The organism is Clostridium sp. UBA4548 (assembly GCF_002387895.1).
GTDB lineage: Bacteria > Bacillota > Clostridia > Clostridiales > Clostridiaceae > Clostridium_J.
In genome coordinates, this window is the sequence record NZ_DGLI01000005.1 from 1 (window position 1) to 25,593 (window position 25,593).

Below are 25,593 nucleotides of genomic sequence, written 5' to 3' on the forward strand. Positions count from 1 at the left end.
CAGACTTATTTACACACTCTATTTTTTGAAAATGCCTTAAATCTACTTCTAACTTTAGCTTCCCCCATTATTTGCATTACTGTATAAAGATCTGGAGCATTAACTCTGTGAGTTAATGCTGTTCTTATAGTTGCTGCCACATCTGCTATCATGCCCTTAAAGTTTTCAGGGCTAGCTTTAAACTCTTTTCTATTAGCAGTATAACCAAGGATTCTACCTATGACCTTCAACTCCTCAAACCATTCCTCTTTATTTGAATTAAAATTATAAACCTTTGAATAAGTCTCTACAATTCTCTTGGCTTCTTCAAAACTCATATTAGTTGGAATTTCTATAGCTTCCTTCTCTTCTCTATTAAACAATTCATCAAAGAAATAAAATATTTTTTCTCTAACCTCAGACCACTTCGCATAGTCCTTCCTTGGATTTAGGCCCTCTTTGTCAATGTTAAATATAGCTTTACTTAGAGCCTCATTTGACGTAACAAGATCATACATCTCATTATCATACTCTTTAGCCCAACATATATATTTACTATATACAATCTCTGCCTTCATTCTAGCTATGACCTCTTTAGAAACATCATTAAGCTTAATTAAATCAAATAATGCTCCACTTTTACTCATCTTCTCCAGTTCCACCTTAAAATTAGTGCTACTATCATGAGGATTATCAACTCTCCATTGTTCAAAATCTGAATTAATTATGTTTAACAAGTATTCAGTAACTGATTCCACTGGATATCCCATTTGGTGATAATACGAAACTGCAGCTTCTAAATCCTTCCTCTTAGACAACTTCCTTTTAGAATCTCCGTCTATTTTCATAATAGTTGGAGTGTGGGCATACTTTGGAACCTTAAACCCTAAAACCTGGAAAAGTTGAACATGAATTGGGGCTGAGGATAGCCATTCTTCTCCTCTAATAACATGAGTAGTGCCCATTAAGTGATCATCCACAGCATGTGCTAAATGATAAGTTGGTAATCCATCTCCTTTTATTAGAACTATATCTTGAATATTTTCTGGAAAGGTAACAATACCTTTGATTAAATCATGAATTTCCACCTTGTTTTCTGGATGTCCTGGTGATTTTAATCTAATTATATACGCTTCACCACTTTCAATTCTTTTAATTGCTTCTTCAGTTGATATGTTTCTACACTTTGCATACTGTCCATAGTATCCTGGAGTTATCTTTTCTTTAATCTGTCTTTCCCTAAGTTCTCCTAGCTCTTCAGCAGTACAAAAGCAAGGATATGCTAAGCCCTTGTTGATTAAATCATATACAAAAGTCTTATATATTTCTTCTCTCTCACTTTGTCTATAAGGTCCATAAGCACCTTTTGATTCATGCCTTGATACCATTCCCTCATGAAAATTTAGTCCAAACTTATGCATGGTTTCTATAGTATCCTCAACAGCCCCTTCTATTTCTCTTTTCTGGTCTGTATCCTCAACTCTAATGTAAAAAACCCCACCACTTTGACTCGCTAATCTTTCATCAATTATGGCAGAAAACACACTACCAATGTGCTGAAACCCTGTTGGACTTGGTGCATATCGAGTAACCTTAGCTCCTTCTGGCAAATTCCTCTTAGGATACTTTTCAAAATAATACTCTGGATTCTTATCCATGTTTGGGTATATTAGTTTTGCTAATTTATCATAACTCATAACTTTCCTTCCCTTCTTTTTATCATTTAAAGTCTAAACTATATCTTTCACTACTCTTTATTTTCATTACTTAAAGTAATGAATAGTCAACTAAAAAAACTGCTCCGTGTTACCAGCAAATAAAATAGCCCTTCATCCAAATATCTTAGGACGAAAGGCTATTTTCCGCGTTACCACCTAAATTGGTTAAGTTTCCTTAACCCAACTTAATTATCTTTAAGGGAATTACCCCATAAATATACTACATCAAATTTGACTTTCTATTTATTGCTCCAAAGCTTCCTTCCACAGAGTTAAATTCTAAGTTCTCACCCTCCTTAGATCTCTATACGGTATCTTTTACTTGTTATTTATTTTCAGATACCTAAATTAACTTTCCATGTACTCTTCTTCTTCAACGCATATACAGTATTGTCACAGTTTTAGAAATATGTGTAACATTATATATCTAATATCTATTATTGTAAAGGTGCTTTTATCAATATTCGTCATTAATAGGCTCTGTTGCTTGAGAGTCTTTAATTACCACTACATATTGATAATAATCTGTTGTAACTCCAGCTGTGGGATTACCATCAGGAGTTAACCATATTAACTTCTTACTAAACGGTGAATTCTCACCTTTTAGTTTAAATAGAGTATAATTCTTTTCTATAAAGCTGTCAAATATAGAGGAGTTATTTGAATTAAAGTCATTTATAGTGTATTTATTATTATCTGTTCTACTCATTTGCTTACAATCTTCATACATATATACAATTGACAAAATCTTATCTTCCAACCTAGAACCCTTTTCATTCATTGCAGCTCCCACCCATTTTATGTCTCCCTGTTCTCTTTGGAATATATGGTTAACTCCCCATTGTCCATAGTATTTTCCCTTTGGCAAATTATCATGGACTTTTTCAAAGTTCTCATATATCCTTTTGTCTCTAACCTTGTTAAAATTATTTTCCTTTGCTGAATAAGCTTCCTTAGTGTATAAGATATTGTCATTTACTAACTTAAAACCAAAGTAGTCCTCCCCTAGATATTCTTTGTATACTTCAGTTTGTACTTCCATATCTTTTTTTAATTTCTTACATAAATTAATTAATTTATCATGACTTTGATTCGAAATATTTTGAAAAAGTTTTTTTAACCCTTCAATATTGCTCTTTATTTTATCAGGAGCTTCTTTTTTAGGTAGTACTGTGGTCATATAGAGTAATGCATTTTCTGGTTGATGCTCTATATCTATTCCCACTACTTTAATCTTTCTAGGTTCAGGTAGAGTCTTATTAAATTCATAAAGCTTTTTCCAATGGTTGTAGCTGTCTTTATTCCATACAAAGGTTCCCTTCAAAGGCTTATATATGTCTTCAAGGATTTTAACTTCTCCAGTTTCCAAAAACTTATTTAAGAAATATGCATCACTATAGGACAGTTCACAAAGATAATACTGAAAATCTACCTTTTCTTTAAAGTACTTAAGAAATTTCATATTCAATATCTCATTTGCTTTAAATCCATGATATTCTCCAGTGAAAAATATTTCTTTATCTTTTAAGTCGTTACTAAGAATAGATAAATCTGAAAAATCATCTTCTTTTTCTGGGTTAATAGCACTATAATTACTTTTTAAATATTCACTAGTTTCATCAGTACTTTCTACTTTAGGCAAACCCTTTGGATGCTCTACTGATACCTTGGTACTTTTAGAACAACCACTTGCTATTGATAAAAACACTAGGCATGCTAGTATCAATGAAACAAATCTAGATGTTTTCATGAACACACCTCTTCTGTCTTTATAATTTATAATATTCTTACTTGTCTCTGGTATAAATCACATACTGGTAATTATCTGTTGTATTTCCATTCATACCACCAATTATATTTTTTGTAACTATGGTATCTTGAGACTTTCTATAAGGCGACCCTTTTCCATTTAGCTTAAATATTGAGAAATTACCACTTGCTAAATTATCAGCTTCGCTCATTAAATCTGCATTATCAAAATAAATTATAGGTATGGATAATACTTTTAAATTTCCTTTATTTTCTATCATTTTTGCAAATGTAAAAAATGTTTTACCACTATCTAAGAAATCTTGTCTATAGATATGAAATGCTCCAAACTGACCATAGTATTTTCCCTTTGGATTCTCCTTATATATTCTCATAAAATTATCATAAATTAACTCATCTCTATTAACATCTTCAGTTTTTGCATACTTAATAGTATTAACCATGCTACTTATATTGTTTCTAAACTCATTAAAATTCTCCCCAAAGAAGGCTTTATAAACCTGAGCTTTATCATTAAAATCTTCTTTTAAGGCAGAAGTGATATTAAGTGCTTCTTCATTACTTATCTCATCATTTGTAAGCATTGATTTAAATTTTTTTAGTTTCTCACTTATTTCGGCAGGAGGTTCTTTAGTTGGAATTAAATCATTTAATATGCTTACAGTGTAATCTGATTGAAAATCTATATCTATGCCAAAGGCTTGTATTTTCTTATCCTTTGGTAAGGTTTTATTATACTCATAAATTCCTTGCCAGAATTTATAATAATTCTCACCAGCATAGGCTGGATTACGCTGTCTCACAACATTCACAGCTTCGCTTAGGAGTTTTTCATCTCCAGTTTCAATGTATTTATTTAATTTAGAAACTACACTATATTGTAATTCACAAATTAAGTAGTTTACCCCTGATGTTTTATTCAAATACTTTAGCATTTCTAGGCTTATTTTTTCATTTCCTAACCTTCCATGATATTCCCCTGTAAAAAACACATCATATTTTTTGCTATCATCTATTAAGCTAAGTGTTGATGCTATGCCCTCTTCATTAAATTCTGCAGTTTTATAATTATCACTTAAGTAATCTCCTGCAGTTTTGGTATTATTAGGATAAAAAAATATAAAATAACTTACCCCAAAAATAAGCACTATACCTATGATAACAATTAACCACTTGTTTCTAGTATTAGTCTTATTAATAAAACTTACTTTTTGTTCCCCCATAAAAATCACTAATCCCTTCTTTAAATGTGAAATTATTCCATCATATTATTAATATTATATGGTAGTATATGAATAATATCAACGAATTTTACGAATATTTAGTTTCCTCTGTTAAATCCATAATTAGCACTTAATGATGAAAATGTAACGTTCTATTTTAAACTCTTTCACCCTTGCCAGTTAATCTCTTTATTTTTTAAGTATAAAAAGAGTGGCTAAATAAAGTTTTTTGTTTTGCCACTCTTTTCTTAATTTATATGGTTATAACCTTCTTAACAAGCGATGATTTCTTTTATCATAAATTCTTTGCCGCCTAACAGTTCAAAGCTTCTACTTTGACATTTTGGACATTTACTGTTGTTCTCAATAAGATTAAAAACTTTATTACATTCCTTGCAAATCCCATTGCCTGGCAGTATTTCAATTTTAAGTTTAGTATCTTGTAATAAGGTACCATCTACTGCTGCGGGATAACAGGCTTCAACATATCTAGGAATCATGGAGGATAGTTCCCCAATTTGAAGAACTATAGTATCTATTTTACTTAAATCATTATTTCTTGCAAAATTCTCAACAGTTTTGATAACTTCAATAACAACCCCTAATTCATGCATGAAAAAACACCTTTCTTTTTAACATTTTACTCTTGGCTAAAAATAGATTTTAAGAGTTTTACTGGTTTTTTCACTACAATTTTCACCTTACGTTTTAAGGCATGCTTTACTACATTAGCCTTCATATCACTAAACTCAGGATTTTCTTTGTCATATCTTCTCACTAGCCTAATTGCATCATACTTGCACTTAGTAGTACAAGCTCCACAGCCTACACAAAGGTATTCATCTACAACTGTTGCACCACACCCAAGGCAACGTTCTGTTTCCTTCTGTACTTGCTCCTCTGTAAAGGTTTCTCTCAAATCACTGAAGGTTTCTTTAGATTTATTCCCATCTACATGACTTACTTTTTCCCTAGAAATTCTATCATATCCTTCAAGATTGAGGTTTTCCTTATCAAAGGCTTTATACTCTCTTCTTATACGTCCTATAGTTAAACTCTGTCCTGGGTGAACGTAGCGATGAATTGAAATAGCGCCCTCTTTTCCTAAAGCAATAGCGTCAATTGCAAATTTAGGTCCTGTTAATGCATCTCCTCCAGCAAACACATCTGGTTCTTCTGTTTGAAGAGTTAGAAGATCTGCTTTAATTGTTTTATTTCGATTTAACTGTGCTTTTGAGTTTTCAAGTAATCTGCCCCATTCAATACCTTGACCAACAGAGATAAGTACATGCTTTGCCTTAACTACCTTAGTGGTTTCTTCATCATACTTAGGGTTAAATCTTCTGTTTTCATCAAACACAGAAATACATTTTCTGAATTCTACTCCAACTACGCGTCCATTTTCTGTAACAATTCCTTTTGGTCCCCAAGAATTATTTATTATAATATCTTCCGCTAAAGCTTCTTCAATTTCTTCTCCAAGAGCTGGCATTTCTTCTCTATTTTCTAAACAATACATATCCACCTTAGAAGCTCCAACTCTAACTGCAGTTCTAGCAACATCAATGGCAACATTGCCCCCTCCAATTACTATGGTTTCTCCTTCTAGTTTTACTTCTTCGCCTAAATTTACCTTGCGTAAAAACTCTACACCAGTTATTACACCTTCTGCCTCTTCCCCTTCAATGCCAAGGTTTCTCCCCCCTTGAGCACCAATTGCTACATAAAAAGCTTCATAACCTTCTTTTCTTAAGTCATCTAGGCTTATATCTTTGCCAACTTCCACACCGATTTTAAATTCTACACCTAGTTCTCTAAGAATATGGATTTCAGCATTTACTACATCCTTTTCTAACCTAAAGGATGGAATTCCTAAGGTAAGCATACCCCCAAGGGCTTTTTGTTTTTCAAAAACAGTTACTTTGTATCCATCAATTGCTAGATAAAAAGCACAGGAAAGTCCAGAAGGTCCCGCTCCAACCACTGCAATTTTATTTCCATACTGATGTTTAAGTTTAGGTATATATCTTGTTTCTTTATTTAAATCCTGCTGTGCAATGAATTTCTTAATCTCATCTATAGCAATTGGATCATCAATATCTCCCCTAGTACAAGCTGATTCGCATTTCCTTGGGCAAATACGTCCACAAACTGCTGGGAAGGGATTTTCATGCTTAATTAATTCAAGCGCTTCAGTATACCTTCCTTGAGCTGCTAACTTAATATACCCTTGGATACCAATGTGTGCAGGGCATTCTGCTTTACATGGACTTGAACCAGTTTCCACAACTACTTTTCTATTAGTACGATAATTTGGATTCCATTTATCTTCACCCCACTCTGTATCATAAGGGAGTTCTCTTTTCTTTTCTATAATAGGTGTTTTAGTACAAACCTTCTGTCCAAGCTTTAAGGCTCCAGTCGGACAATTTTCAACACATTCTCCACAAGCAACACATTTCTCTTTATCTACTTGCGAAATATAATTTGAACGCACCATATCAGGATTAACAAACATGTTAGCAATTCTTAAAGCAAAACATGAACATCCACAGCAGTTACAAATGGCGTGAGTTTTTCCCGGGCCATCTGTATTTGGTATGCTATGCATTAGCCCATTTTCTTCTGCCCTTTTAATGATTTCAAAAGCCTCTTCACGAGTAATTTCTCTTCCTCTTCCCGTACGGATATAGTATTCAGCAGCATGACCTAACTGAATACACATATCTTCCTTTAAATGCCCACAGCCTTCACCCATAACTTCTCTTGAGGTACGACAAGAACAATCTGAAACTGAAAAAATATTATTTTCATTCAGGTATTTAGAAACTTCTTCATAGGAAGCCCTTCTAGTTTCTCCAGAAATAGATTGTTCTATAGGGATAACCCTCATAGGTCCTCCACCTACGGGAACATTTCCACAGGCTTTAGGTCCTCTTAGTTTTCCATAATCATCAAAAGCTTTACCTATTTGAGGATATTTCTTAACATTTTCTTTATTATTAACCATCATTTCCATATGCCCTGGCACCCAAATCTCATGCCAATATTTATCAACACCATCTATTTTATTAACAAAAGCTGCCCCTGCCATAGCTAGTTCCCATAGTAACTTTTCAGTTTTATCTACTGATTTACCACAAAGGTCTGAAATCTCCTTTGCACTTAGTGGTTTACGCAGCTGAAGATGAAGTGCTACCTCTGCCATCTCTTCTGTCACAACGGGTTCTAGAATTTTATACTCTGGATCCGCTGGTTTTATTTCCGATTTTGACCCCATTTTTGTCCTGCTAATTTTATTAGCAAATTCTAATACTTTTTGATTTGCCATTTATGATTCCCCCCCAAATAATATCTATTATAGCCTTAGTTTTCATTCCAGTTCTTAACTTCTGTTCTTATCCAATCTACCCATTCTTCAAGACCTTCACCTTTTTTTGCAGAAATTGGAATAACCTTAATATTAGGATTTAATTTTTTTACTCTTTCCTTTACAGCTTCTAAATCAAAGTCAAAAACACTTAAGGTATCCATTTTATTAATTAATAAAACATCAACAATGGAAAACATTAAAGGATACTTTAACGGTTTATCATCACCCTCTGGAACACTTAGAATCATGGCATTTTTTGATGCACCAGTATCAAATTCTGCTGGACACACTAAATTTCCCACATTTTCCAAAATAATAAAATCAATCCCATTTGTGCCTAAACCCTTTAATCCCTGTTTAGTCATATCTGCGTCTAGGTGACACATCCCCCCTGTATGTAATTGAATTACCTTAGCTCCTGTCTTAGATATGGTCTTAGCATCTACTTCAGAATCAATGTCTGCTTCTAAGACCCCAATATTCATTTCACCCTTCAGTGCTTCAATTGTTCTTAAAACTGTTGTAGTTTTTCCTGATCCAGGTGATGACATTAAGTTTAATAAAAAAGTTTTTTCCTTCTTGAGCTCTCCCCTAAGTAAGTCAGCTTGTTTATTATTATCTTCAAAAACACTTTGCTTAATTTCTAAGACCTTGTAATTGTCCATGTTATTTATACCCCATTTCATTTTAAATTCTTATTTCTAGCTTTAGTTTCAAGTCCCCTTACCCCTTAAAGCTTCTTAAGAAAACATTGCTGGCTTCCTTAAGAAATTTGAATCTAATAGACCTTCCTCTTAGATTCATGATGCCAATAATTAAGTGTCATTGCTCTATGATATTGTTATTTTTTTATCATTCCTTATTATATTTTTAGGGAACCAAAGTCAAGTTTTAACTTATATATGAGTCAACTTTAGTTCCCTTAAAAGTTTTTATAATTATAGTGAATTATTCACTTGAACACCTATTGAGTTACTCTTTTCTGCAAGTGCTTTTACTTCCTTATATTTACTTAAATCCGTATATAATTCCCCCATATATGGATTTCTCTTTGTTTTAACTGCTTTGTAAATCATATAAACAACCACTGTTATGTTAGATATTAAAGATACAAGACTAAAAATAAAAAGTGCTGTAGTATTATAAGTTGATGCTACTGCAAAAGCTCCTTTATCAATAAATGCTGGGAATGTCTGAGCAAACATACACCAAATCGCTAAGGTTTGCGCACGATGCTGTAGCCATGCTCCTTTTCCAACTGTAAAGGCACAAAGAGTTGGTGCTAATAGCAATGCAAAGCCACAATACCAAGCATGTCCTGGAAGACAATTATAAGTATAAGCAAAATTCCAAAGGTCATAAGCTATAATCCAGAACCATAGCATATCAGGCCAAATCATGTCTCTGCTGCCATCTTTAGCTGTTTTCTTACGTATACATATTCCAAGCCATCCAGTAATAGCAATTATATTTAAAATTCCAGCAATACCATTCATGAAGTTCCATGAACCACCAAGTACATACATAGCATCGTCAGCTAATATTCCCCCACCAGCATATTGCAAGCCAACTTGAAAATCACGAGCAACAGCTTCTAATATGTTAATAGCAAGAATTAATGGTGGAAAGCATAATGCCCACTTCATTTCAGACACTCTCCATTCCTTACCAGTTAATTTATTCCTTCCCTTAACATGTCTAATACACCAAAATCCTATACATCCTGCTGTAGAAGAATAAACTTTTGCTAAATGAAACCAATCAGTATAAGTAGTATCTTTCAATGCTGTAAACCATATCACTGAAAGTATTATTGGTAAAACAACAAAACAGAAAAATCCAACCTCCTTAGACCTTCTGGTTACTTCATTTAAACCAAAGAGTAGTGCAAAAACCAGTATCCAGACACCCCAAACACTTAATACTGTTGCTCCCTCTGCATAATTAAAAACAAACATATTTTTACCTCCCTAATGATATCTAAATTTGTTTTTAATTTAATTATACAGGTACTGCAAAAACCCCTTCAATAGACACATAACCCAAAATGTCTGTTTTGAAGGGGTTTAAATCAACCTTTCAATTCATATTTTATAAACGCATCAACTGACCGTGAAACGCTTCCAGTTATCATTAAAAGAAGCTTATCTAAAATAACTTTCGGTTCTTCTTTCATACCATCGCATACCCAGTCCATCATGAGTCCATTAAATACATGTCTATAAAAATTCACAATGAACACTCGATCTTTTTCTTGTAGTTTTACACCCATGTTGTACTCGCATTCATTAACTACATAATGAAGTAATTTATTTGAAAAGTCTATAAAATAACCCTTTACTTCTGGCCAATAGGAAGACTTACATATATGAAAAATCATTATTGAATTCTTCTTGAAATAATTCATTGTTGCCAGAAAGCCACCTTCCCAAGTTTCAAAAGTCCTATTTTGAGCAATCTCTGCAGATAACTCTTCCACTATTGTGAAATTAAGTATGTCTATAATATCCTTAAAATAATAATAAAAAGTCTGCCTATTTACTCCGCAATGAATACAAACATCCTTTACTGTAACTTTATCTATGGATTTTTTATTTAATAAATCCTTGAATGAATTAATCATTGCAGGTTTAGCACACTGCTTCATGAACATCTCCCCCAAAATGTAATTATTCTACAATTTCTTGTGTTTTGCTTTATTCCAAATTTTACATTTATACGGCTATTATACCATTTATAAAATATATTATCATTCTATATTCTTGCAGATTTTAGCAATACTTAGTATTATAAAAAATGAGCTATAAACTCTAATTCAAAGTTATAGCTCATTTCTGCCCTTTATATATTTAAATTACAATTACCCTTAATAATACTCCAAAATTTACATTTATATATTCTTCTTAAGGTAATATCTCATATGGCAAGCTGGACAGTTCTCCAATACCCCAAAAATTTCATACCCATGTTTAAGATAAAAATCCTTTGCTTGAAAATCAAAAGTGTCTAAGTGAATTAATGAACATCCCTTTTCCTTTGCGATTTTTTCCAGTTCCCTTAAAAGTATTGAGCCGTACCCCTTTTCCCTAAAACCTTCCTTTACCCATAGTACGTCTATGTACATACAATTCCAACAGTATAATAACGCATTTACTCCAGCTACAATCTCTTCATTGTCTTCTTTAATAATTCTGCTTATTGGTATAAAGGTTGGTTCTTGAGTAAAGGGTACTTTTGAATTATTATATTCAACTATTCCATCATCAACTATCCTGAGACTTTCCCTTGTTCCTTCTTCTATTGCATATGTTTTCATATTTAACCCTCCCCATTTTACATGTACTCACTAAAAAAAGTTTATACTATTAATATTATTTACTTCATTATAGATATAGCTTGAAATTTACATGTAAAGCTTAAGGCCCTGTATAGAAAATACAGATCCTAAACTAGTAATTACTATTTATTTCTATATGCAATCATCTCAATTTCAACTCTAGCCCCTAAAGGAAGTTCCCTAACCCCTATAGTTGTGCGAGCTGGTGGCGGTGAATTAAATTGCTTTGAGTAAACTTCATTCATCTCTTCAAAGTCTTTCATATCAATTAAATACACATTTAACTTCATAACATCATCAGACGTCAACCCTGCAGATTCTAAGATTGAAAATAAGTTTTTAAAACACTGCTGAGTTTGTACCCTAATATCTCCATCTACTAAAATTCCTGTAGCTGGGTCAATTGGTGTTTGCCCAGAAAAATAAACTAAGTTCCCCATTTCTACAGCTCTTGAATATGGACCAATTGGCGCTGGACCTTCTGAATTAAAAGCTTTTCTCCCCATAACATAGCCTCCAAAAATTCATTTAAATTTGTTAATCCTATTTTAAATTTTTCTCTAATTATTTGCCATATATCTGTATTATAAACCAAATAATTACATTTTTCCAGAAAAATAAGCATCTTTTAGAAGATAATAATATATTTTCTAAAAGATGCTTATTATTATTTATAAAACTAAATATGTTAACACATGTAACTTTAAGTATTTGAATCTATATAATACTTGTTATTATCTTATTAATCTCCTACACCAAAATCCGTATTGTTATATAAAACTTCTATATTGGGATAATTATTTAAATAACTATATTTCTCTTTAAACCAAGTGATTAGCTCCTCATCCCTCTCCAGCTTAGAGGTGTTTGGAGTAAATATATTAATAGTTCCATGAGAAAAATGCTTTAAAGTTATTTGTATGTCTTTTTCTATCATATCTTTTGTTTGTCCTTTTATTCCTACCATTAAGCAAGGAGAATCAAAGAACTCTTTTACTTCTTCTGGAGAATTAAATTTAGCATTTTTATTTAGAACTTCATTTCTAAAATGGTAATCAAAGGTCTCTACTCCTATTTTAAAGGTTATAGGTACTTTAAAGAAATCCCTCATTTCCTGTAATCTATTTCGGTAGCACCAATGGCTTTCAAGAAATAATTTCTCAATGCTCTTTTCCTGAATAACTTTTTTAATTTTAAGTAAGGTTTCTTCAGGAATTTCAAAACAGCTACCTGAGTTTATTACCTCTAAGATTTTATACTTTCCATTAACACTTTTTAAAACCTCAAAGTTAAGTTCATTTATTTCCTCTCTTGATTTAGAGTTGTCGGAAATGTAATCGCAAAAGGAACATTTGCCCCAAACACAGGGAAAAGCTTTTAAAAGTACTATTTCTCTTTTATTTTTATTCTCAATGACACTATATCTATCCATTTTTAGCTCCTTACTAATCTTTGTTTTAAACCTCCTGGAATTCCTACTATTACTGACATTGCTAGGGAAACTGCTACAAACTTATCTGCATAATCGGTTATGAACTGCACTATAAATACACTTACAACTTTATTAACTCCTAAGCCTGATAACAATTGAACAATATAGGTAGAACCTGAAGAAGTAATTCCTCCAAATAAGTAAGCTGCTATGACAGCACCTAACAAGGAAGAAAACACTGATACAATTAACACTCCTAAAGGCATCTTAAACTTATTCATGAAACCTTTTTTATACATAATACCACCAATAAGCCCTGTGAATATTTGTACTGGTGCAAAGTATAATGAATATATATCAAAGGTAATTCCACTTACAACGCTACCTAAAAGTCCAGTAACTACTCCATATATTGGCCCTAATATGAAGGAAACCATAATTGTTCCAATGGAATCCAAGTATATTGGTAGCTTAAGATTTAGAGCTATAAAAGCTCCTACAATATTTAGGGCAATACCAAAGCCCACTATAGTTAACTTTAATGTTGAATTTTTGTTCATTTATATAACCCCCTTAACACTAGCTATTACTTCTACGCTCTCTGGAAACAACCTTTGAAGAAACATATACATAAATTTAGAAGCATCCACTTCCTGTAAAATTACTGAATTATGCTGTTTTTTCCAAAAGTCCTCCACATCCACTATAGTCTGTCCCATAGCAATTCCCTTCTTAACCACTTCTGTGTATGAACTGAAACCACTACATAAGGACCTGTCTATAAAATAAGCTACAGCTAAGGGATCATTAATTACACATCCAATTATACCTTCCTGCTTCCAATGAAAGTCCACATAAAACTTTGTTATATCAATTATATATTTTGCCATTTGCCCACCTAATCTATTAATTAATTCAAGAATATTAGGTGTTAAAACTATTTTTCTTGTCACATCTAAGCCTACCATGTGAACTTTCTTTTTTAGATTCTTATAAACATAATCGGCACCATGAGGATCTACCCAATAATTAAACTCTGCTACAGGTGAGCAATTACCATGACTTCTAAAGCTACCTCCCATGGATACAAATTCATCTAAGTTATTAAAAACTTCCTTATCTTTCCTTATTGCCTTTGCAAGGTTAGTTAGTGGTCCTAAGGCTATAATTGATAGTTTATCTTCAGTTCTAAGACTTTCAATAATAAAATCAACAGCCTCATTTCTTACTAAGCCACCTTCCACTTTTGGAAAGAAACACCGTCCTACACCATCTTCTCCATGGGTATCCTGAGCAGTTACTAGTTCCCTTACCAGTGGATTTTCTTCTCCAAAATATACAGGTATGTGAAGAGAATTAGTTAGTTCTAATACCTTTAAAGTGTTTTCCACCCCTTGCTTTGTTGGAACATTACCGCATACCACAGTGATCCCTTTAACCTCTAACTCAGGGGATTTAAGAGCTAAAAGCAGTGCCAAAGAATCATCAATTCCTGGGTCACAATCAATAATTACCTTTCTCTTTCCTTCCATTTTCCTTCTCCTTTTCTCATTTAAATTTTAGGCATTTTCAGATGCCTTACCTGAGAACGGAACATATAACTTTTTTAGTTTTAAATTACTATATCATCTTTATAAAAGAAACCTTTAATTTCATTTCATCCTTATATTGATGTATTACTTTTTAACATATAACCACTACTTATAATTCCAAAATATTCATATTTATTATAGCTTTATAAACAAGGTCTATAATTTTTCAAAAAACAAAAAAAGCTATACCTAAGGATACAGCTATACCGTATTAAATCCTTAGTTTTTTATACTGGGAGTTCTCGAACCAGTCCCACTAAAATTAGCGGATTTATGGATTTATATTTAATTTTCATTAGGTATTATATCATAAATTTAACCGTAATTATACAGGTTATTTTATACACAAATGGAATTATACTTAAAGAAATCTTTAAAATTTAAATAATCTATAAACAAATCCTTTTACAGATTTACTTATAGATTAGGCTTTTAATTACGCTAAATTTTTCAATAACTTTTACTAATAACCTCCAAAAATATTATTTTAAATTTGCTTCTTACTAATATAAACTTCTCATACTAGGTTTTTGTTTAAGTAGTTACAAGAAAAAACCTAGAGAATTTTCTCTCTAGGTTTTTTCATTAATTATTATTTTATTTAATTATTAGAGTCTAATTTTCAACTCTTAAAGTAATAAATTTACTACTTACTCATTCCAACTATTGCCCCTGAAATAAATGGGATTAGCCAAATTAACCAAACAATTATACTAAATTTATGGAAGCTCATTTTAGCCTTATCGTCATTTTTCTTTAAAACAACTGTGGCCCATCCGGCATGGAATAACATTAAAACTATGGCAAAGAAACCCGTAATACTATGAAAGTTTATACCAAACCCTACCCCAGCAATTTTACTCATAATGGTTGTACCTAATGTATCAAAAACTAACCCACACCAAAATACAACTAAATGCCACTTTTTTAAGCTACCTTGCTTCTTTTCACTCCATACTCCAATAGTATAAAATAGAAATGCTAAATTAATAGATATTACTGCGTAAATTAACATAAATATTCCTCCTTTTTTAATGTTGTTTACTTAATATGAAAATAAAACTTATCCTTAAAATAACCAAAGATACTTCACTTCCCATCAGTGAACAATGTTCATTTGTATTTATATTAAAAATCATACCTTTAGATATGATTTTTATTAGCATAATAATAAATTTATAGTTTTTACCTACTTTAGGGTTCCATGATGAATTTTTAACTTATTCATATTCATAATCCCCTAAGAGAACAAGGGCAGGATTACTGTATAGGTTAAGTTTTAACTCTAGTTCCCTGTAACTTGATTCTACAAAATTATTTAAGCAAGACTTTTAAAATATTTTCAAAATTTTTATATTTGTATGTAGGTGTTTGAATTATTGATATAAAGTTCATTAAAATAAACTTAGCTAGATCATAAGTACTTAAATTTATTAATATACTTTTCCCTTTAACTTCTTCAAGTAAGATTTTTTCTATATCAAGAATTAATCTATGAATAAAAATATTTTGTCTTTGCAATCCACCTTCTACATAATCTTTGTTATCATACAAATCTGGCTTTAGCCAAACTTGCTTAAAACTAGTAATAAACTCTTTAAGTATTTCATAAATTTTAAATAGTTTAATGTAGAAGTCTTCCTTAGCCTCCATAATTATGTTAAGTCTTTCAAAACATTTATTCCAATGTTCTTCCATCATTTCAATAATAAGGTCTTTTTTTGTAGGATAATAATTGTAAAAAGTACCTATTGCTATATCACAAGACTTAGCTAAAGCTCTCATACTTAGCTTAGAGTATCCTTCTGTAAATAAAATTTCTTTAGCTTTTTTCATAATAAGTTCTTTTGGATTTTCAATTGTCCTAGCCAACTTTAACACCTCTACTCTCCTTCTGAACACTGTTCATTATATTGACTTTTTTCCATATTGTCAAGTGTTATTATCTTAATAGCAGCTATTTTATTTTTTTATTTTTAAAATTACGCTACTAATATTTTAAAGCTTTTAAGCTAAATAGGCTATATTAAAATTAATGCTACAATATAAAAAAGATGCAGATTATTGAATAACCTACATCTTTCTACTAAGGATATAATCATATTAATAAAGTAGTTCTAAAAGATACTTTCTATATTAAGTACTTTTTCCCCTTAAGTTTCTTATATAAATAGGTTATATATCCTACCTATATAAACACAAATATGCTGTTTCTTCACTAACCTTTACCTGAAACTTCTCATTTGCTTCTACTATAAAAGTTTCATTTTCCTTGTACTCTTCCCAGCAATGGGAATTTGGTAGCTTCACTAACATCTTTCCACTAGTTATTGTCATAAACTCCTTACTAGAGGTTCCAAATTCATATTCTCCTACAGCCATTACTCCAATGGTAGCTGCTCCATTATCCTTTGTAAAACTTATAGACTTTACTTTTCCATCAAAATATTCATTTGTTTTAAACATTTTTTTCCTCCCATATACTCTTACTTTAAATTAGAAATTTCTATAGACTTTTTAGTACAATTTCTCATTGCTGATATTACTGCTGTTCTTAGCCCCTTCTCTTCAAGAGTTGCTACTGCTTCTATAGTTGTGCCACCTGGAGAACAAACCATATCCTTAAGAGCTCCTGGATGGATTCCTGTTTCTAACACCATTTTTGAAGCTCCAAGGACAGCTTGTGCTGCAAATTTATATGCCTGATTTCTTGGCATGCCGTCAAGTACAGCAGCATCTGCCATAGCTTCTATAAACATGTATACATAAGCTGGTGAAGAACCACTTACTGCTGTTACTACATCCATAAGCTTTTCACTTACTATTTCTGCCTTACCAAAACTTTCAAAAATGTTTACTATTTCCACTAGTTCTTCCTTTGTTATTACTTCATTTCCACATATTGCTGACATTCCTTCTCCAACAAGTGCAGGTGTGTTTGGCATTACTCTAACCACCTTTACTTTTCTTCCAAACATGTCTTCAGTACCTTTTATATCCTTACCAGCAGCAATAGTTACTATTATTGCCTGTTCTTTAATATGGTCTTTTATCTCATTAATTACTATTGGATATAAGTTTGGTTTTACTGATAAAATCAAAATATCTGTATTCTTAGCTACTTCTCTATTATCAGTAGTTATATTTATTCCATATCTTAGCTTTGTTTCCTTAAGATTCTTCTCATTTAGATCTGCAACAGTAATTTTATCTGAAGTCACTATATTAGCTTTTATAATTCCCCCTATCATTGCAGTGCCCATGTTTCCACAGCCAATAAATCCTATTGTTTTATTCATAACCTACCTCCATAATGTTACTAACAAGCATTACTTCCTTCAAAAGCTTGTTCAGTTCTATCTATAATTTCATTTTGTAATACTCTATCCAAGTTATTAAAGTAATCACTATATCCAGCAACACGAACAATAAGATCTTTATATTCCTCTGGATTTTTTTGTGCTTCTATAAGCAATTCCTTGCTAACAACATTGAACTGAATATGATGACCATCTAGTTTGAAATAAGTCCTTACTAAATTAGCCATATTATTTAACCCTTCTTCACCTTCAACTACTGATGGAGTAAACTTTTGATTTAATAAGGTTCCGCCAGTTTTTAAATGGTCCATTTTTGCTGCAGATTTAACTACTGCTGTAGGCCCATTTGTATCTGCACCCTTTTCTGGTGAAATACCTTCTGAAAGAGGCACATGAGCCTTTCTTCCATTTGGAGTTGCACCAATTACTGAACCAAAATAAACATGACAGGTGGTAGGTAACATATTTATTTTAAACACTCCACCCTTACCATTCTTTCTTCCATCAACCTCTTTGTAAAAGGCTTGGAATATTTCTTGCATTATACCATCTGCATAATCATCATCATTGCCATACTTTGGTGTTCTACTTTTTACTAATTTTAAGATGTCCTCATAACCTTGAAAATTACTTTTTAATGCCTCCATGATTTCATCCATGGTTATATTTTTTTTATCAAACACTTGATATTTCAAAGCTGTAAAAGCATCAGTAATAGTTCCAATTCCAACACCTTGAACATAGCTTATATTATACCTAGCTCCCCCAGCATTGTAATCTTTTCCTTTGGAAATGCAATCATTTGTCACAACAGAAAGAAATGGTACTGGCATTCTAGTTGCATATATTTTCTCAATTATTCTATTTCCTTTAATTTTTATATCTATAAAGTGGTTTAGTTGTTTTTTATAGGCATCAAACAGTTCCTCATAGGTTTCAAAGTTAGTCACCTCGCCAGTCTCAACACCTATTTTCTTACCAGTTAGTGGATCTACACCGTTGTTTAAAGTGATTTCTAATACCTTTGGTAAATTGAAATATCCTGTAAGAATATAGGCTTCTTTTCCAAAAGCCCCAGTTTCAACACATCCACTATTACCTCCACAGCGAGCATCTTCTAAAGATTTTCCTGCATTAATCATCTCTTGAATTACAGCATCTGTATTGAACATAGATGGTTGGCCCCATCCTTTTCTTGAAATTTCACAGGCTCTTTTAACAAATTTTTGTGGACTCTTCTTGCTTATTTGAACATTTGAGCTAGGTTGTAATAACCTCATTTCATCTATTACATCGAGTATTATATAACTTACCTCATTAACTCCATCAGAACCATCTAATCGCAATCCTCCAACATTGATATTTGCGAAATCTGTATAGGTGGCACTTTCCTTTAGTGTTATTCCAACCTTTGGTGGGGCTGGCTGATTATTAAACTTAACCCAGAAACACTGCAGTAGTTCTTCAGCCTCCTCAGCTGTTAAAGTTCCGGCTTCAACTTCTTTTTCATAGAATGGATATAGGTGTTGGTCTAATCTTCCAGGACAGTATGCATCCCATGGGTTTAACTCTGAAATAACACATAAATGAACGAACCAATACATTTGAAGAGCTTCTCTGAAGTTTCTTGGTGCCTTTGCAGGTACATTACTGCATACTTCTGAAATATAAAGAAGTTCTCTTTTCTTAGTTAAATCTTCTTCTTTTTCAGCAAGTTCTTTTGCGTATTGAGAATAACGAGCACCTAAAATCATTATGGCATCACAGGCAATACTCATTGCTTCAAGTTGATCTTTCTTAGCTAAAGCTTCATCATCTTTTAAAAAATCTAGATTTCTAATAGCTTTCTGGATATCTTCCTTAAAATCTAAGAAACCTTTTTTATAAATTTTATCATCACAAACTGTATGTCCTGGACCTCTTTGTTCCATAAATTCTGTAAATATTCCTGCTGCATAGCATTCTTTCCATTCCTCATCCATACTTTCTAGAATTTTATTTCTAATTGATCTTTGTTCCCAGTAAGGAATTATAATTTCTTTTTGCATCCTTATATCTTCTTTTGTTGATTTAAAAGAAATATTTTCACGTTTATTCATAATTTCCATATCCTCAATTGTATGACAACATAATTCCGGATAAGTAGGAGTTGCTGCAGGCTCTTCACCTCTCTCACCAACTATTAATTCACCATCATTAATACAAAGTTTCTTTTTTGTCATTAATTCCTTTAAAACTAAAGCTCTTAATACTGGTGTAGAAACCTTTCCTTCATATTTTTTATAAACTTTATCCACAATTTGGGCTCTCTCCATTGAAATACGAGGAATTGCATTTAAGCTTTGCTCTCTTAACTTTTTTACTCTTTCATTAATCATACTTAACTACCCCCCTATTTTTACTTTCATTCCTGCTTTTATAAATTTCTCTGCTATTTCAGCCATTTTATCCTCTGATGGTTTTTCTATGCCCAATAATTTATATTCCATGTTTAATCTTTTATATTTGTCCATACCCATCTTATGATATGGTAATAAATTAACCTGTATTATATTTAACTTTGACAGGTAACAAATAGCTTCAGTTATATGGGCATCATCATCATTAATACCAGCAATTATAGGCATTCTAATAAAAATATTGCAGTTCCTAGCTGAAAGCCTTTTTAAATTTTCTAATATAAGTTTATTTTCTACTCCTACATATTTTTTATGTTTCTCATTGTTCATGATTTTAAGATCATATAAAAATAAATCTACTTTGCCTAATATCTTCTCAAAGCTTTCCCAAGTAGCATGTCCACAAGTATCTACAGCTGTATGGATTCCTCTAATTTTACACCCTTCTAAAACCTTCTTTAGAAAATCTGCATGAATTAGTGGTTCACCTCCTGAAAAAGTTACCCCACCATTAGATTCCTCATAAAAAGCCTCATCTTTTATAATTTCCTTCATCAACTCGTTTACTGTAAAATACCTTCCTACGTATTCTCTTGCATTATTAGGACAAAAATCAGCACACTTTCCACAAAGATTACACGTGCCTTTATTTATTGTTAAATAATTATCTTTAAATTCTAAGGCTTTTCCTTCACATCTTTTTATACATTTACCACACTTTGTACATCTTTCTTCAAAATAAAGAATTTCAGGATTTAGATCTTGACTTTCAGGATTATGGCACCACCAACATTCTAAAGGACACCCCTTTAAGAATACCGTAGTACGTATCCCCGGCCCATCATGAACTGAAAACTTTTGAATATTTACTGTAGTCGCAGAAAACAAGTAATCCCCCCTATTTTTGTTATTTTTTTAACAATTCCACATATGATAGATTTTTGTTTTCAGTAAAAGCTCCTGAATAAAAATCTATTAACTACAAAGTATTCTTAAATAGTTAAAAAAATTTATAATTTCACAGGGAACCAAATTTAAAAGTACAATTTTTATATTATGTTCACTTGATTCCCCTAAAAGCTCTTTTCACTGACTAAACTTTATTACAGCTAAATAGTCTACTAACCCTATATTTATCAGGTGTGATTTAATTAAAGAGTGTATCCACTTAACAAGTCTATTTTTGTAAGAAATTAGGTGTGTGTACAGTAATCATTTTTACTGTCATACTAGTTCTGTTATACCAATTATGTATTATACTTGAATCATAATGTGCACTATCTCCTGGATATAATTCATAGGTTTCGTTGTTAAAAACTAATGTGAGTATTCCTTCCATAACATATACAAATTCTTGACCTTCATGTTGATATTGAGTAACTGTTTCATCACTATTTCTTGGAAGAATCTCAATATATCTAGGTAAAAACACCTTATCTTCACTGGAATTTGTTAGATTATAGTATATAAATTGATTGCTATTTATTTGGATTAACTCCTTTTCATAACTTCGAAGCACAATTTTTTTATTTTCTTTTGGGCTTACTAAGAAATAAGATAGGTCTACCCCTAATGATTTAGCCAAGTTATAAAGGGTATCTACTGCTATAGTTGTTAATCCTCTTTCTAACTGAGATAAAAAACCTATGGACAGGTTAGTTTTTTCACTTAATTCTTTTAGAGTTAAATTCTGACTATTTCTCAATTCTTTAATTTTTCGTCCTATATCTTCTATCATGTTATATTCCCTCTTTTCTCTTTTATAGTTAATTATATCATAACTATAAAAATTTCCGTAAGAAGGCATTTATATTCACTTTTCACATTCTTGAAATAAAATTTCACACATACCTTAATACTTAAGTATATTAGCGGATCCTTGATTTATAATTTTTTATACCTTGCCCACTTATTTTAGTACTTCATAGTGCTATACTATTAAATAATTATTTTTACTATACTTATATAATAGTATAGTATTTCCAATTTGTCTATATATTTTTATTTGTCATGAAATTATATTTCATTTATATGAAATATAATTTTGATAACACTTAGGTTTTGTAATAGTAATCCTTTCAACCCTTATGAATAGAAAAAAAAGATGTAGGATATATTTTTCAATACCTACATCTTTTTTATTAATTACTGAATATTATATTTTAAGTAAAACTCCTCATTTAGCAGTTAATTATTCATTATAATACAAGCTATCTGAAGCGTATTCTGGATCTGAGGTCACATCTATTCCAAGTTTTCTAAAGGTTTGTTCATCAGTTGTACTTAGTATAGTTGTTGAGTGAGCCTGACAACCTTTAAGCACCGATAATTTTTCTATAGCTAATTGAGCCATTGGATTAGTTGCTGCACTAATACTTAGTGCAATTAAGATTTCTTCACAATCTAAGGCAGTAACCTTACTACCAAAGTTTTTTGATTTAAGATTAATTATTGGCTCAAGAATTACTGGAGAAATTAAATGAATCTCATCTGGGATATTAGCAACATACTTAATAGTATTCAATACTACTGCGGCAGTAGCATCCATAGTCTCAGAGTTCTTTCCAGTTATTATTGTACCATCTTCAAGTTCAAGAGCCACAGCAAGACAAGGTTCATTTTTACAAGTAATTTCCTTAAGCTTTGCAGCCTTTTCTCTTGCTGGTACAACTACTTTTCTGTCTTCTCCCTTAAGATTAAGTTCTTCCATAATAAGTTTTGCTCTATGGTAAGTATCTAAATCTACATATCCTTTTTTATACTCACAACCAGTTTTAAAATATCTTCTAATTATTTCCTGTTTCGATGCTTCTTTTATTATCTCATCATCAATAATGCCAAAACCAACACGGTTAACTCCCATGTCTGTTGGTGATTTATAAACAGATTCTTCTTTTGTAATTTTTTCTATAATTCTTCTTAATACTGGGAAAGTTTCCACATCACGATTATAATTTACTGCTACTTCATTATAAGCATCAAAGTGGAATGGATCAATCATATTGGCATCCTTTAAATCTACTGTGGCTGATTCATAAGCAATATTTAGTGGATGTTTTAAAGGCACATTCCACACTGGGAAGGTTTCAAATTTCGAATACCCTGCAACTTTGCCACGTCTATGCTCATGATATAGCTGACTTAGACAAGTGGCAAGTTTTCCACTTCCAGGGCCAGGAGCAGTTACTACAACTATTGGTTTTGTAGTTTCTATGTACGGATTTTTACCATAGCCTTCATCACTAACAATTATATCTACATCTGTAGGGTATCCTTTTGTAGCGCTATGAGTATAAACCTTAATTCCTCTACGTTCTAGCTTATTCATAAATTGTGTAGCTGCAGGTTGGTTATCATACCTAGTTACTACTACACTATTTACATCTAGCTCGTAGGATCTAAGATCGTCAATCAATCTTAACACATCCATATCATAAGTTATACCGAAGTCTCCACGAATTTTATTTCTTTCAATGTCACCAGCATAAACACAGATAATTACTTCAACTTTTTCTTTTAACTTATGAAGCAATTTAATTTTTGCATTTTCATCAAAGCCTGGAAGTACTCTTTTGGCATGTAAATCAAATAAAAGCTTTCCTCCGAACTCCAAATAAAGTTTGTCATAATTATTAACTCTTTCAAGAATAAATTTTGATTGTTCTTCTAAATATTTCTTTGGATCAAATCCTTTTTTCATAATCTACCTCACTCATATAAAATGTCCTTTGATTATTTTATCATAAATCTACATAAAATTAAGAGTTTATAATAATATTTTTTGTAAAATATTATTTTGCTTAAGAAATCGCTAAAACATTGAATTTTTCTTGTGACTAAAATTGAATCTTCTCACTTTTATGAAAATGACTTTTCTAATTTTTAATAAGTAATTGTAAATAAGTGTACGCATATCTTTCCTATATTATAAAATTATAATGCTGTTCATTAAAAGAAATTTGCTTTCTTAGTTTACTTTTACCTATGCTCGTAAGTGGCTTTTTGAATTTAGTTCCTATAGATATTATCTTGTATTAAATTTTTTTTTAATACTCTAATTTAGTTTTAAAAAAACTTGTAATTCAGCACTACATTTTTAATTTGTAAATATAACTACAACCAATAGTTATATCGTAACAATATAGTTTTTCTATATACCTACATATTTCAATTGTAGTGAATGAAAAGAAGCTAACTCCAATATTTTCATAAATTAATTAAATTACTCACATACTACTACTATATTTTCATAAAGGAGTTGTGTATATGAGTTTAGTTCAGGTTGGAGCTGTAGCTCCAGAATTTTCAGTTAAAGACAATAATGATAACCCCTTACAATTATCAGACTTCAAAGGTAAAAGAGTCCTACTTTCTTGGCATCCAGTTGCTTGGACACCAGTATGTACAGACCAAATGCGAGCCATAGAAAATAGTTGGGAAAAGTTTCAGGAATTAAATACAATTCCTCTTGGTTTTAGTGTTGACCCTACCCCTTGTAAAAAGGTATGGGCTGTAGCACTTGGTCTTAAAAATCTAAGAATTCCTTCTGATTTTTGGCCCCATGGAAAAGTAGCAAGGGATTACGGTATTTTTATGGAAGCTGAAGGTATGTCTGAAAGAGCTAATATTATAATAGATGAGTATGGTGTAGTTCAATGGGTTAAAGTGTATCCCCTAAGCGAACTTCCTGATATTAATGAGGTTATTGAAGTATTATCTAATATGTAGCAAAAAAACTGCTAATCTCCTAATTTAGTAATTAGGTTTAGCAGTTTTAAATTTGTATTTTTCCCTCTAATAATGCACATTAAGCTTTAGTTAGCTAGCTTATTATATAGAAATTCAACTAATAAATTCACATATAAAACCTTTGCGATTTTAAATAATAAATTTTAAAATGGATAATTTTACCCTTATTATGAAAACCTTGGACAGGGGTTGTTTTAGTTTTTATCCCATGTTAAGATATGTTCATCAGCAAGGCACCTAAGAAATAAAAGCTACTGATTGCAAGATGGAGTTACACATACCCCCAAGAAAGCAAGGAGCAAAATAAAAAATAAGGAGTTGTTGATATATGATAACAAATAAATTATTAGCTTTAGTTTTATCTCTATTTACTGCAGGAGGTTCTGCTTCAGGAGTAGCTGCTGGAACAGCTACAAATAAAGTTGAAATGCCAAAGTTTCCTACACAGCAAATAGTTCAAAAACAAATTTCAAATCCACAAAATAATGGACAAACTATAAATTTACCTTTAAACTTAAAAAATTCTTGTGATGGTATTGCACCAATACAAGTTCAATTACCTAGTGATAATTGTGTAGTTGCTGATGAAGACAATTCAGGAGTAGAAACACCAGTAACAAATGAAGATAATAACGTAGAAGTTCCAGTAGTACAAAGTCCTACAACTGAAACTCCAGTTATAGAAGAACCAAAGACTCAGG

General features: G+C 31.5%; 22 protein-coding genes, 1 pseudogene and 1 riboswitch. Of the genes and pseudogenes, 2 read left to right on the forward strand and 21 right to left on the reverse strand.

The window, feature by feature from the left end; genetic code table 11:
- Positions 1-5: 5 nt before the first annotated feature.
- From gltX to B3040_RS02500, 21 genes are all read right to left on the reverse strand, one after another.
- Complete coding sequence (gltX, locus tag B3040_RS02400) at positions 6-1,676, reverse strand: glutamate--tRNA ligase (protein WP_291569819.1); 1,671 nt, start codon at positions 1,674-1,676, stop codon at positions 6-8.
- Positions 1,677-2,154: 478 nt separating this feature from the next.
- Positions 2,155-3,447, reverse strand: a complete 1,293-nt coding sequence (locus B3040_RS02405) for an erythromycin esterase family protein (protein ID WP_291569821.1) — start codon at positions 3,445-3,447, stop codon at positions 2,155-2,157.
- A 37-nt stretch (positions 3,448-3,484) separates the two neighbouring features.
- The gene (locus B3040_RS02410) at positions 3,485-4,690 is read right to left on the reverse strand and encodes a hypothetical protein (RefSeq protein WP_291569823.1); all 1,206 of its coding nucleotides are present in this window, start codon (positions 4,688-4,690) and stop codon (positions 3,485-3,487) included.
- Positions 4,691-4,962: 272 nt separating this feature from the next.
- Complete coding sequence (locus tag B3040_RS02415) at positions 4,963-5,304, reverse strand: hydrogenase maturation nickel metallochaperone HypA (RefSeq protein ID WP_291569825.1); 342 nt, start codon at positions 5,302-5,304, stop codon at positions 4,963-4,965.
- A 26-nt stretch (positions 5,305-5,330) separates the two neighbouring features.
- Entirely contained in the window at positions 5,331-8,021 is a 2,691-nt protein-coding gene (locus B3040_RS02420) for an FAD-dependent oxidoreductase (RefSeq protein WP_291569827.1), read from the reverse strand.
- A gap of 35 nt (positions 8,022-8,056) precedes the next feature.
- Positions 8,057-8,728, reverse strand: a complete 672-nt coding sequence (gene hypB, locus B3040_RS02425) for a hydrogenase nickel incorporation protein HypB (protein WP_291569865.1) — start codon at positions 8,726-8,728, stop codon at positions 8,057-8,059.
- Positions 8,729-9,001: 273 nt separating this feature from the next.
- On the reverse strand, positions 9,002-10,021 hold the full coding sequence (locus B3040_RS02430) for a DUF5692 family protein (RefSeq protein WP_291569829.1): 1,020 nt from the start codon (positions 10,019-10,021) through the stop codon (positions 9,002-9,004).
- Between the two features lie 113 nt (positions 10,022-10,134).
- Positions 10,135-10,710 (reverse strand): TetR/AcrR family transcriptional regulator C-terminal domain-containing protein, encoded by a 576-nt coding sequence (locus tag B3040_RS02435; RefSeq protein WP_291569831.1) that lies wholly within the window; start codon positions 10,708-10,710, stop codon positions 10,135-10,137.
- Positions 10,711-10,953: 243 nt separating this feature from the next.
- Positions 10,954-11,379 carry a GNAT family N-acetyltransferase gene (locus B3040_RS02440; protein ID WP_291569833.1) on the reverse strand — a complete coding sequence of 142 codons (426 nt, stop codon included), beginning with the start codon at positions 11,377-11,379 and terminating at the stop codon, positions 10,954-10,956.
- Between the two features lie 143 nt (positions 11,380-11,522).
- Positions 11,523-11,906 (reverse strand): RidA family protein, encoded by a 384-nt coding sequence (locus tag B3040_RS02445; protein WP_017416876.1) that lies wholly within the window; start codon positions 11,904-11,906, stop codon positions 11,523-11,525.
- A gap of 236 nt (positions 11,907-12,142) precedes the next feature.
- Entirely contained in the window at positions 12,143-12,832 is a 690-nt protein-coding gene (locus B3040_RS02450) for a radical SAM protein (protein WP_291569838.1), read from the reverse strand.
- A 2-nt stretch (positions 12,833-12,834) separates the two neighbouring features.
- Complete coding sequence (locus B3040_RS02455; protein WP_291569840.1) at positions 12,835-13,392, reverse strand: ECF transporter S component; 558 nt, start codon at positions 13,390-13,392, stop codon at positions 12,835-12,837.
- Positions 13,393-14,364 carry a nucleoside hydrolase gene (locus tag B3040_RS02460; RefSeq protein ID WP_291569842.1) on the reverse strand — a complete coding sequence of 324 codons (972 nt, stop codon included), beginning with the start codon at positions 14,362-14,364 and terminating at the stop codon, positions 13,393-13,395.
- 273 nt (positions 14,365-14,637) lie between these two features.
- Positions 14,638-14,681: riboswitch (PreQ1 riboswitch) on the reverse strand.
- A 389-nt stretch (positions 14,682-15,070) separates the two neighbouring features.
- Positions 15,071-15,439, reverse strand: coding sequence for an HsmA family protein (locus B3040_RS02465; protein ID WP_017416866.1), 369 nt, complete (start codon positions 15,437-15,439; stop codon positions 15,071-15,073).
- A gap of 299 nt (positions 15,440-15,738) precedes the next feature.
- Positions 15,739-16,305, reverse strand: a complete 567-nt coding sequence (locus B3040_RS02470; RefSeq protein WP_291569845.1) for a TetR/AcrR family transcriptional regulator — start codon at positions 16,303-16,305, stop codon at positions 15,739-15,741.
- Positions 16,306-16,608: 303 nt separating this feature from the next.
- On the reverse strand, positions 16,609-16,890 hold the full coding sequence (locus B3040_RS02475; RefSeq protein ID WP_291569847.1) for a pyrimidine/purine nucleoside phosphorylase: 282 nt from the start codon (positions 16,888-16,890) through the stop codon (positions 16,609-16,611).
- A gap of 20 nt (positions 16,891-16,910) precedes the next feature.
- On the reverse strand, positions 16,911-17,723 hold the full coding sequence (gene proC, locus B3040_RS02480; protein WP_291569849.1) for a pyrroline-5-carboxylate reductase: 813 nt from the start codon (positions 17,721-17,723) through the stop codon (positions 16,911-16,913).
- A gap of 20 nt (positions 17,724-17,743) precedes the next feature.
- On the reverse strand, positions 17,744-20,122 hold the full coding sequence (gene hypD / locus B3040_RS02485) for a trans-4-hydroxy-L-proline dehydratase (RefSeq protein WP_291569851.1): 2,379 nt from the start codon (positions 20,120-20,122) through the stop codon (positions 17,744-17,746).
- Between the two features lie 6 nt (positions 20,123-20,128).
- Entirely contained in the window at positions 20,129-21,031 is a 903-nt protein-coding gene (locus B3040_RS02490) for a trans-4-hydroxy-L-proline dehydratase activase (protein WP_291569855.1), read from the reverse strand.
- Between the two features lie 289 nt (positions 21,032-21,320).
- Positions 21,321-21,881: a helix-turn-helix domain-containing protein gene (locus B3040_RS02495; protein ID WP_291569857.1), complete on the reverse strand. Its 561-nt coding sequence runs from the start codon at positions 21,879-21,881 to the stop codon at positions 21,321-21,323.
- 453 nt (positions 21,882-22,334) lie between these two features.
- The gene (locus B3040_RS02500) at positions 22,335-23,843 is read right to left on the reverse strand and encodes a DUF1846 domain-containing protein (RefSeq protein WP_291569861.1); all 1,509 of its coding nucleotides are present in this window, start codon (positions 23,841-23,843) and stop codon (positions 22,335-22,337) included.
- Positions 23,844-24,409: 566 nt separating this feature from the next.
- Between B3040_RS02500 and B3040_RS02505 the strand changes: the two genes are divergently transcribed.
- Complete coding sequence (locus tag B3040_RS02505) at positions 24,410-24,871, forward strand: redoxin domain-containing protein (RefSeq protein WP_291569863.1); 462 nt, start codon at positions 24,410-24,412, stop codon at positions 24,869-24,871.
- A 349-nt stretch (positions 24,872-25,220) separates the two neighbouring features.
- A pseudogene (locus B3040_RS02510) lies at positions 25,221-25,593 on the forward strand (hypothetical protein); the annotation flags it as partial.

Bases quoted from the DNA above. Each gene is read 5' to 3' on its own strand.
- gltX (WP_291569819.1), bottom strand. From the start codon at position 1,676: ATGAGTTATGATAAATTAGCAAAACTAATATACCCAAACATGGATAAG.
- B3040_RS02405 (WP_291569821.1), bottom strand. From the start codon at position 3,447: ATGAAAACATCTAGATTTGTTTCATTGATACTAGCATGCCTAGTGTTT.
- B3040_RS02410 (WP_291569823.1), bottom strand. From the start codon at position 4,690: ATGGGGGAACAAAAAGTAAGTTTTATTAATAAGACTAATACTAGAAAC.
- B3040_RS02415 (WP_291569825.1), bottom strand. From the start codon at position 5,304: ATGCATGAATTAGGGGTTGTTATTGAAGTTATCAAAACTGTTGAGAAT.
- B3040_RS02420 (WP_291569827.1), bottom strand. From the start codon at position 8,021: ATGGCAAATCAAAAAGTATTAGAATTTGCTAATAAAATTAGCAGGACA.
- hypB (WP_291569865.1), bottom strand. From the start codon at position 8,728: ATGGACAATTACAAGGTCTTAGAAATTAAGCAAAGTGTTTTTGAAGAT.
- B3040_RS02430 (WP_291569829.1), bottom strand. From the start codon at position 10,021: ATGTTTGTTTTTAATTATGCAGAGGGAGCAACAGTATTAAGTGTTTGG.
- B3040_RS02435 (WP_291569831.1), bottom strand. From the start codon at position 10,710: ATGAAGCAGTGTGCTAAACCTGCAATGATTAATTCATTCAAGGATTTA.
- B3040_RS02440 (WP_291569833.1), bottom strand. From the start codon at position 11,379: ATGAAAACATATGCAATAGAAGAAGGAACAAGGGAAAGTCTCAGGATA.
- B3040_RS02445 (WP_017416876.1), bottom strand. From the start codon at position 11,906: ATGGGGAGAAAAGCTTTTAATTCAGAAGGTCCAGCGCCAATTGGTCCA.
- B3040_RS02450 (WP_291569838.1), bottom strand. From the start codon at position 12,832: ATGGATAGATATAGTGTCATTGAGAATAAAAATAAAAGAGAAATAGTA.
- B3040_RS02455 (WP_291569840.1), bottom strand. From the start codon at position 13,392: ATGAACAAAAATTCAACATTAAAGTTAACTATAGTGGGCTTTGGTATT.
- B3040_RS02460 (WP_291569842.1), bottom strand. From the start codon at position 14,364: ATGGAAGGAAAGAGAAAGGTAATTATTGATTGTGACCCAGGAATTGAT.
- B3040_RS02465 (WP_017416866.1), bottom strand. From the start codon at position 15,439: ATGTTAATTTACGCAGTAATATCTATTAATTTAGCATTTCTATTTTAT.
- B3040_RS02475 (WP_291569847.1), bottom strand. From the start codon at position 16,890: ATGTTTAAAACAAATGAATATTTTGATGGAAAAGTAAAGTCTATAAGT.
- proC (WP_291569849.1), bottom strand. From the start codon at position 17,723: ATGAATAAAACAATAGGATTTATTGGCTGTGGAAACATGGGCACTGCA.
- hypD (WP_291569851.1), bottom strand. From the start codon at position 20,122: ATGATTAATGAAAGAGTAAAAAAGTTAAGAGAGCAAAGCTTAAATGCA.
- B3040_RS02495 (WP_291569857.1), bottom strand. From the start codon at position 21,881: ATGATAGAAGATATAGGACGAAAAATTAAAGAATTGAGAAATAGTCAG.
- B3040_RS02500 (WP_291569861.1), bottom strand. From the start codon at position 23,843: ATGAAAAAAGGATTTGATCCAAAGAAATATTTAGAAGAACAATCAAAA.
- B3040_RS02505 (WP_291569863.1), top strand. From the start codon at position 24,410: ATGAGTTTAGTTCAGGTTGGAGCTGTAGCTCCAGAATTTTCAGTTAAA.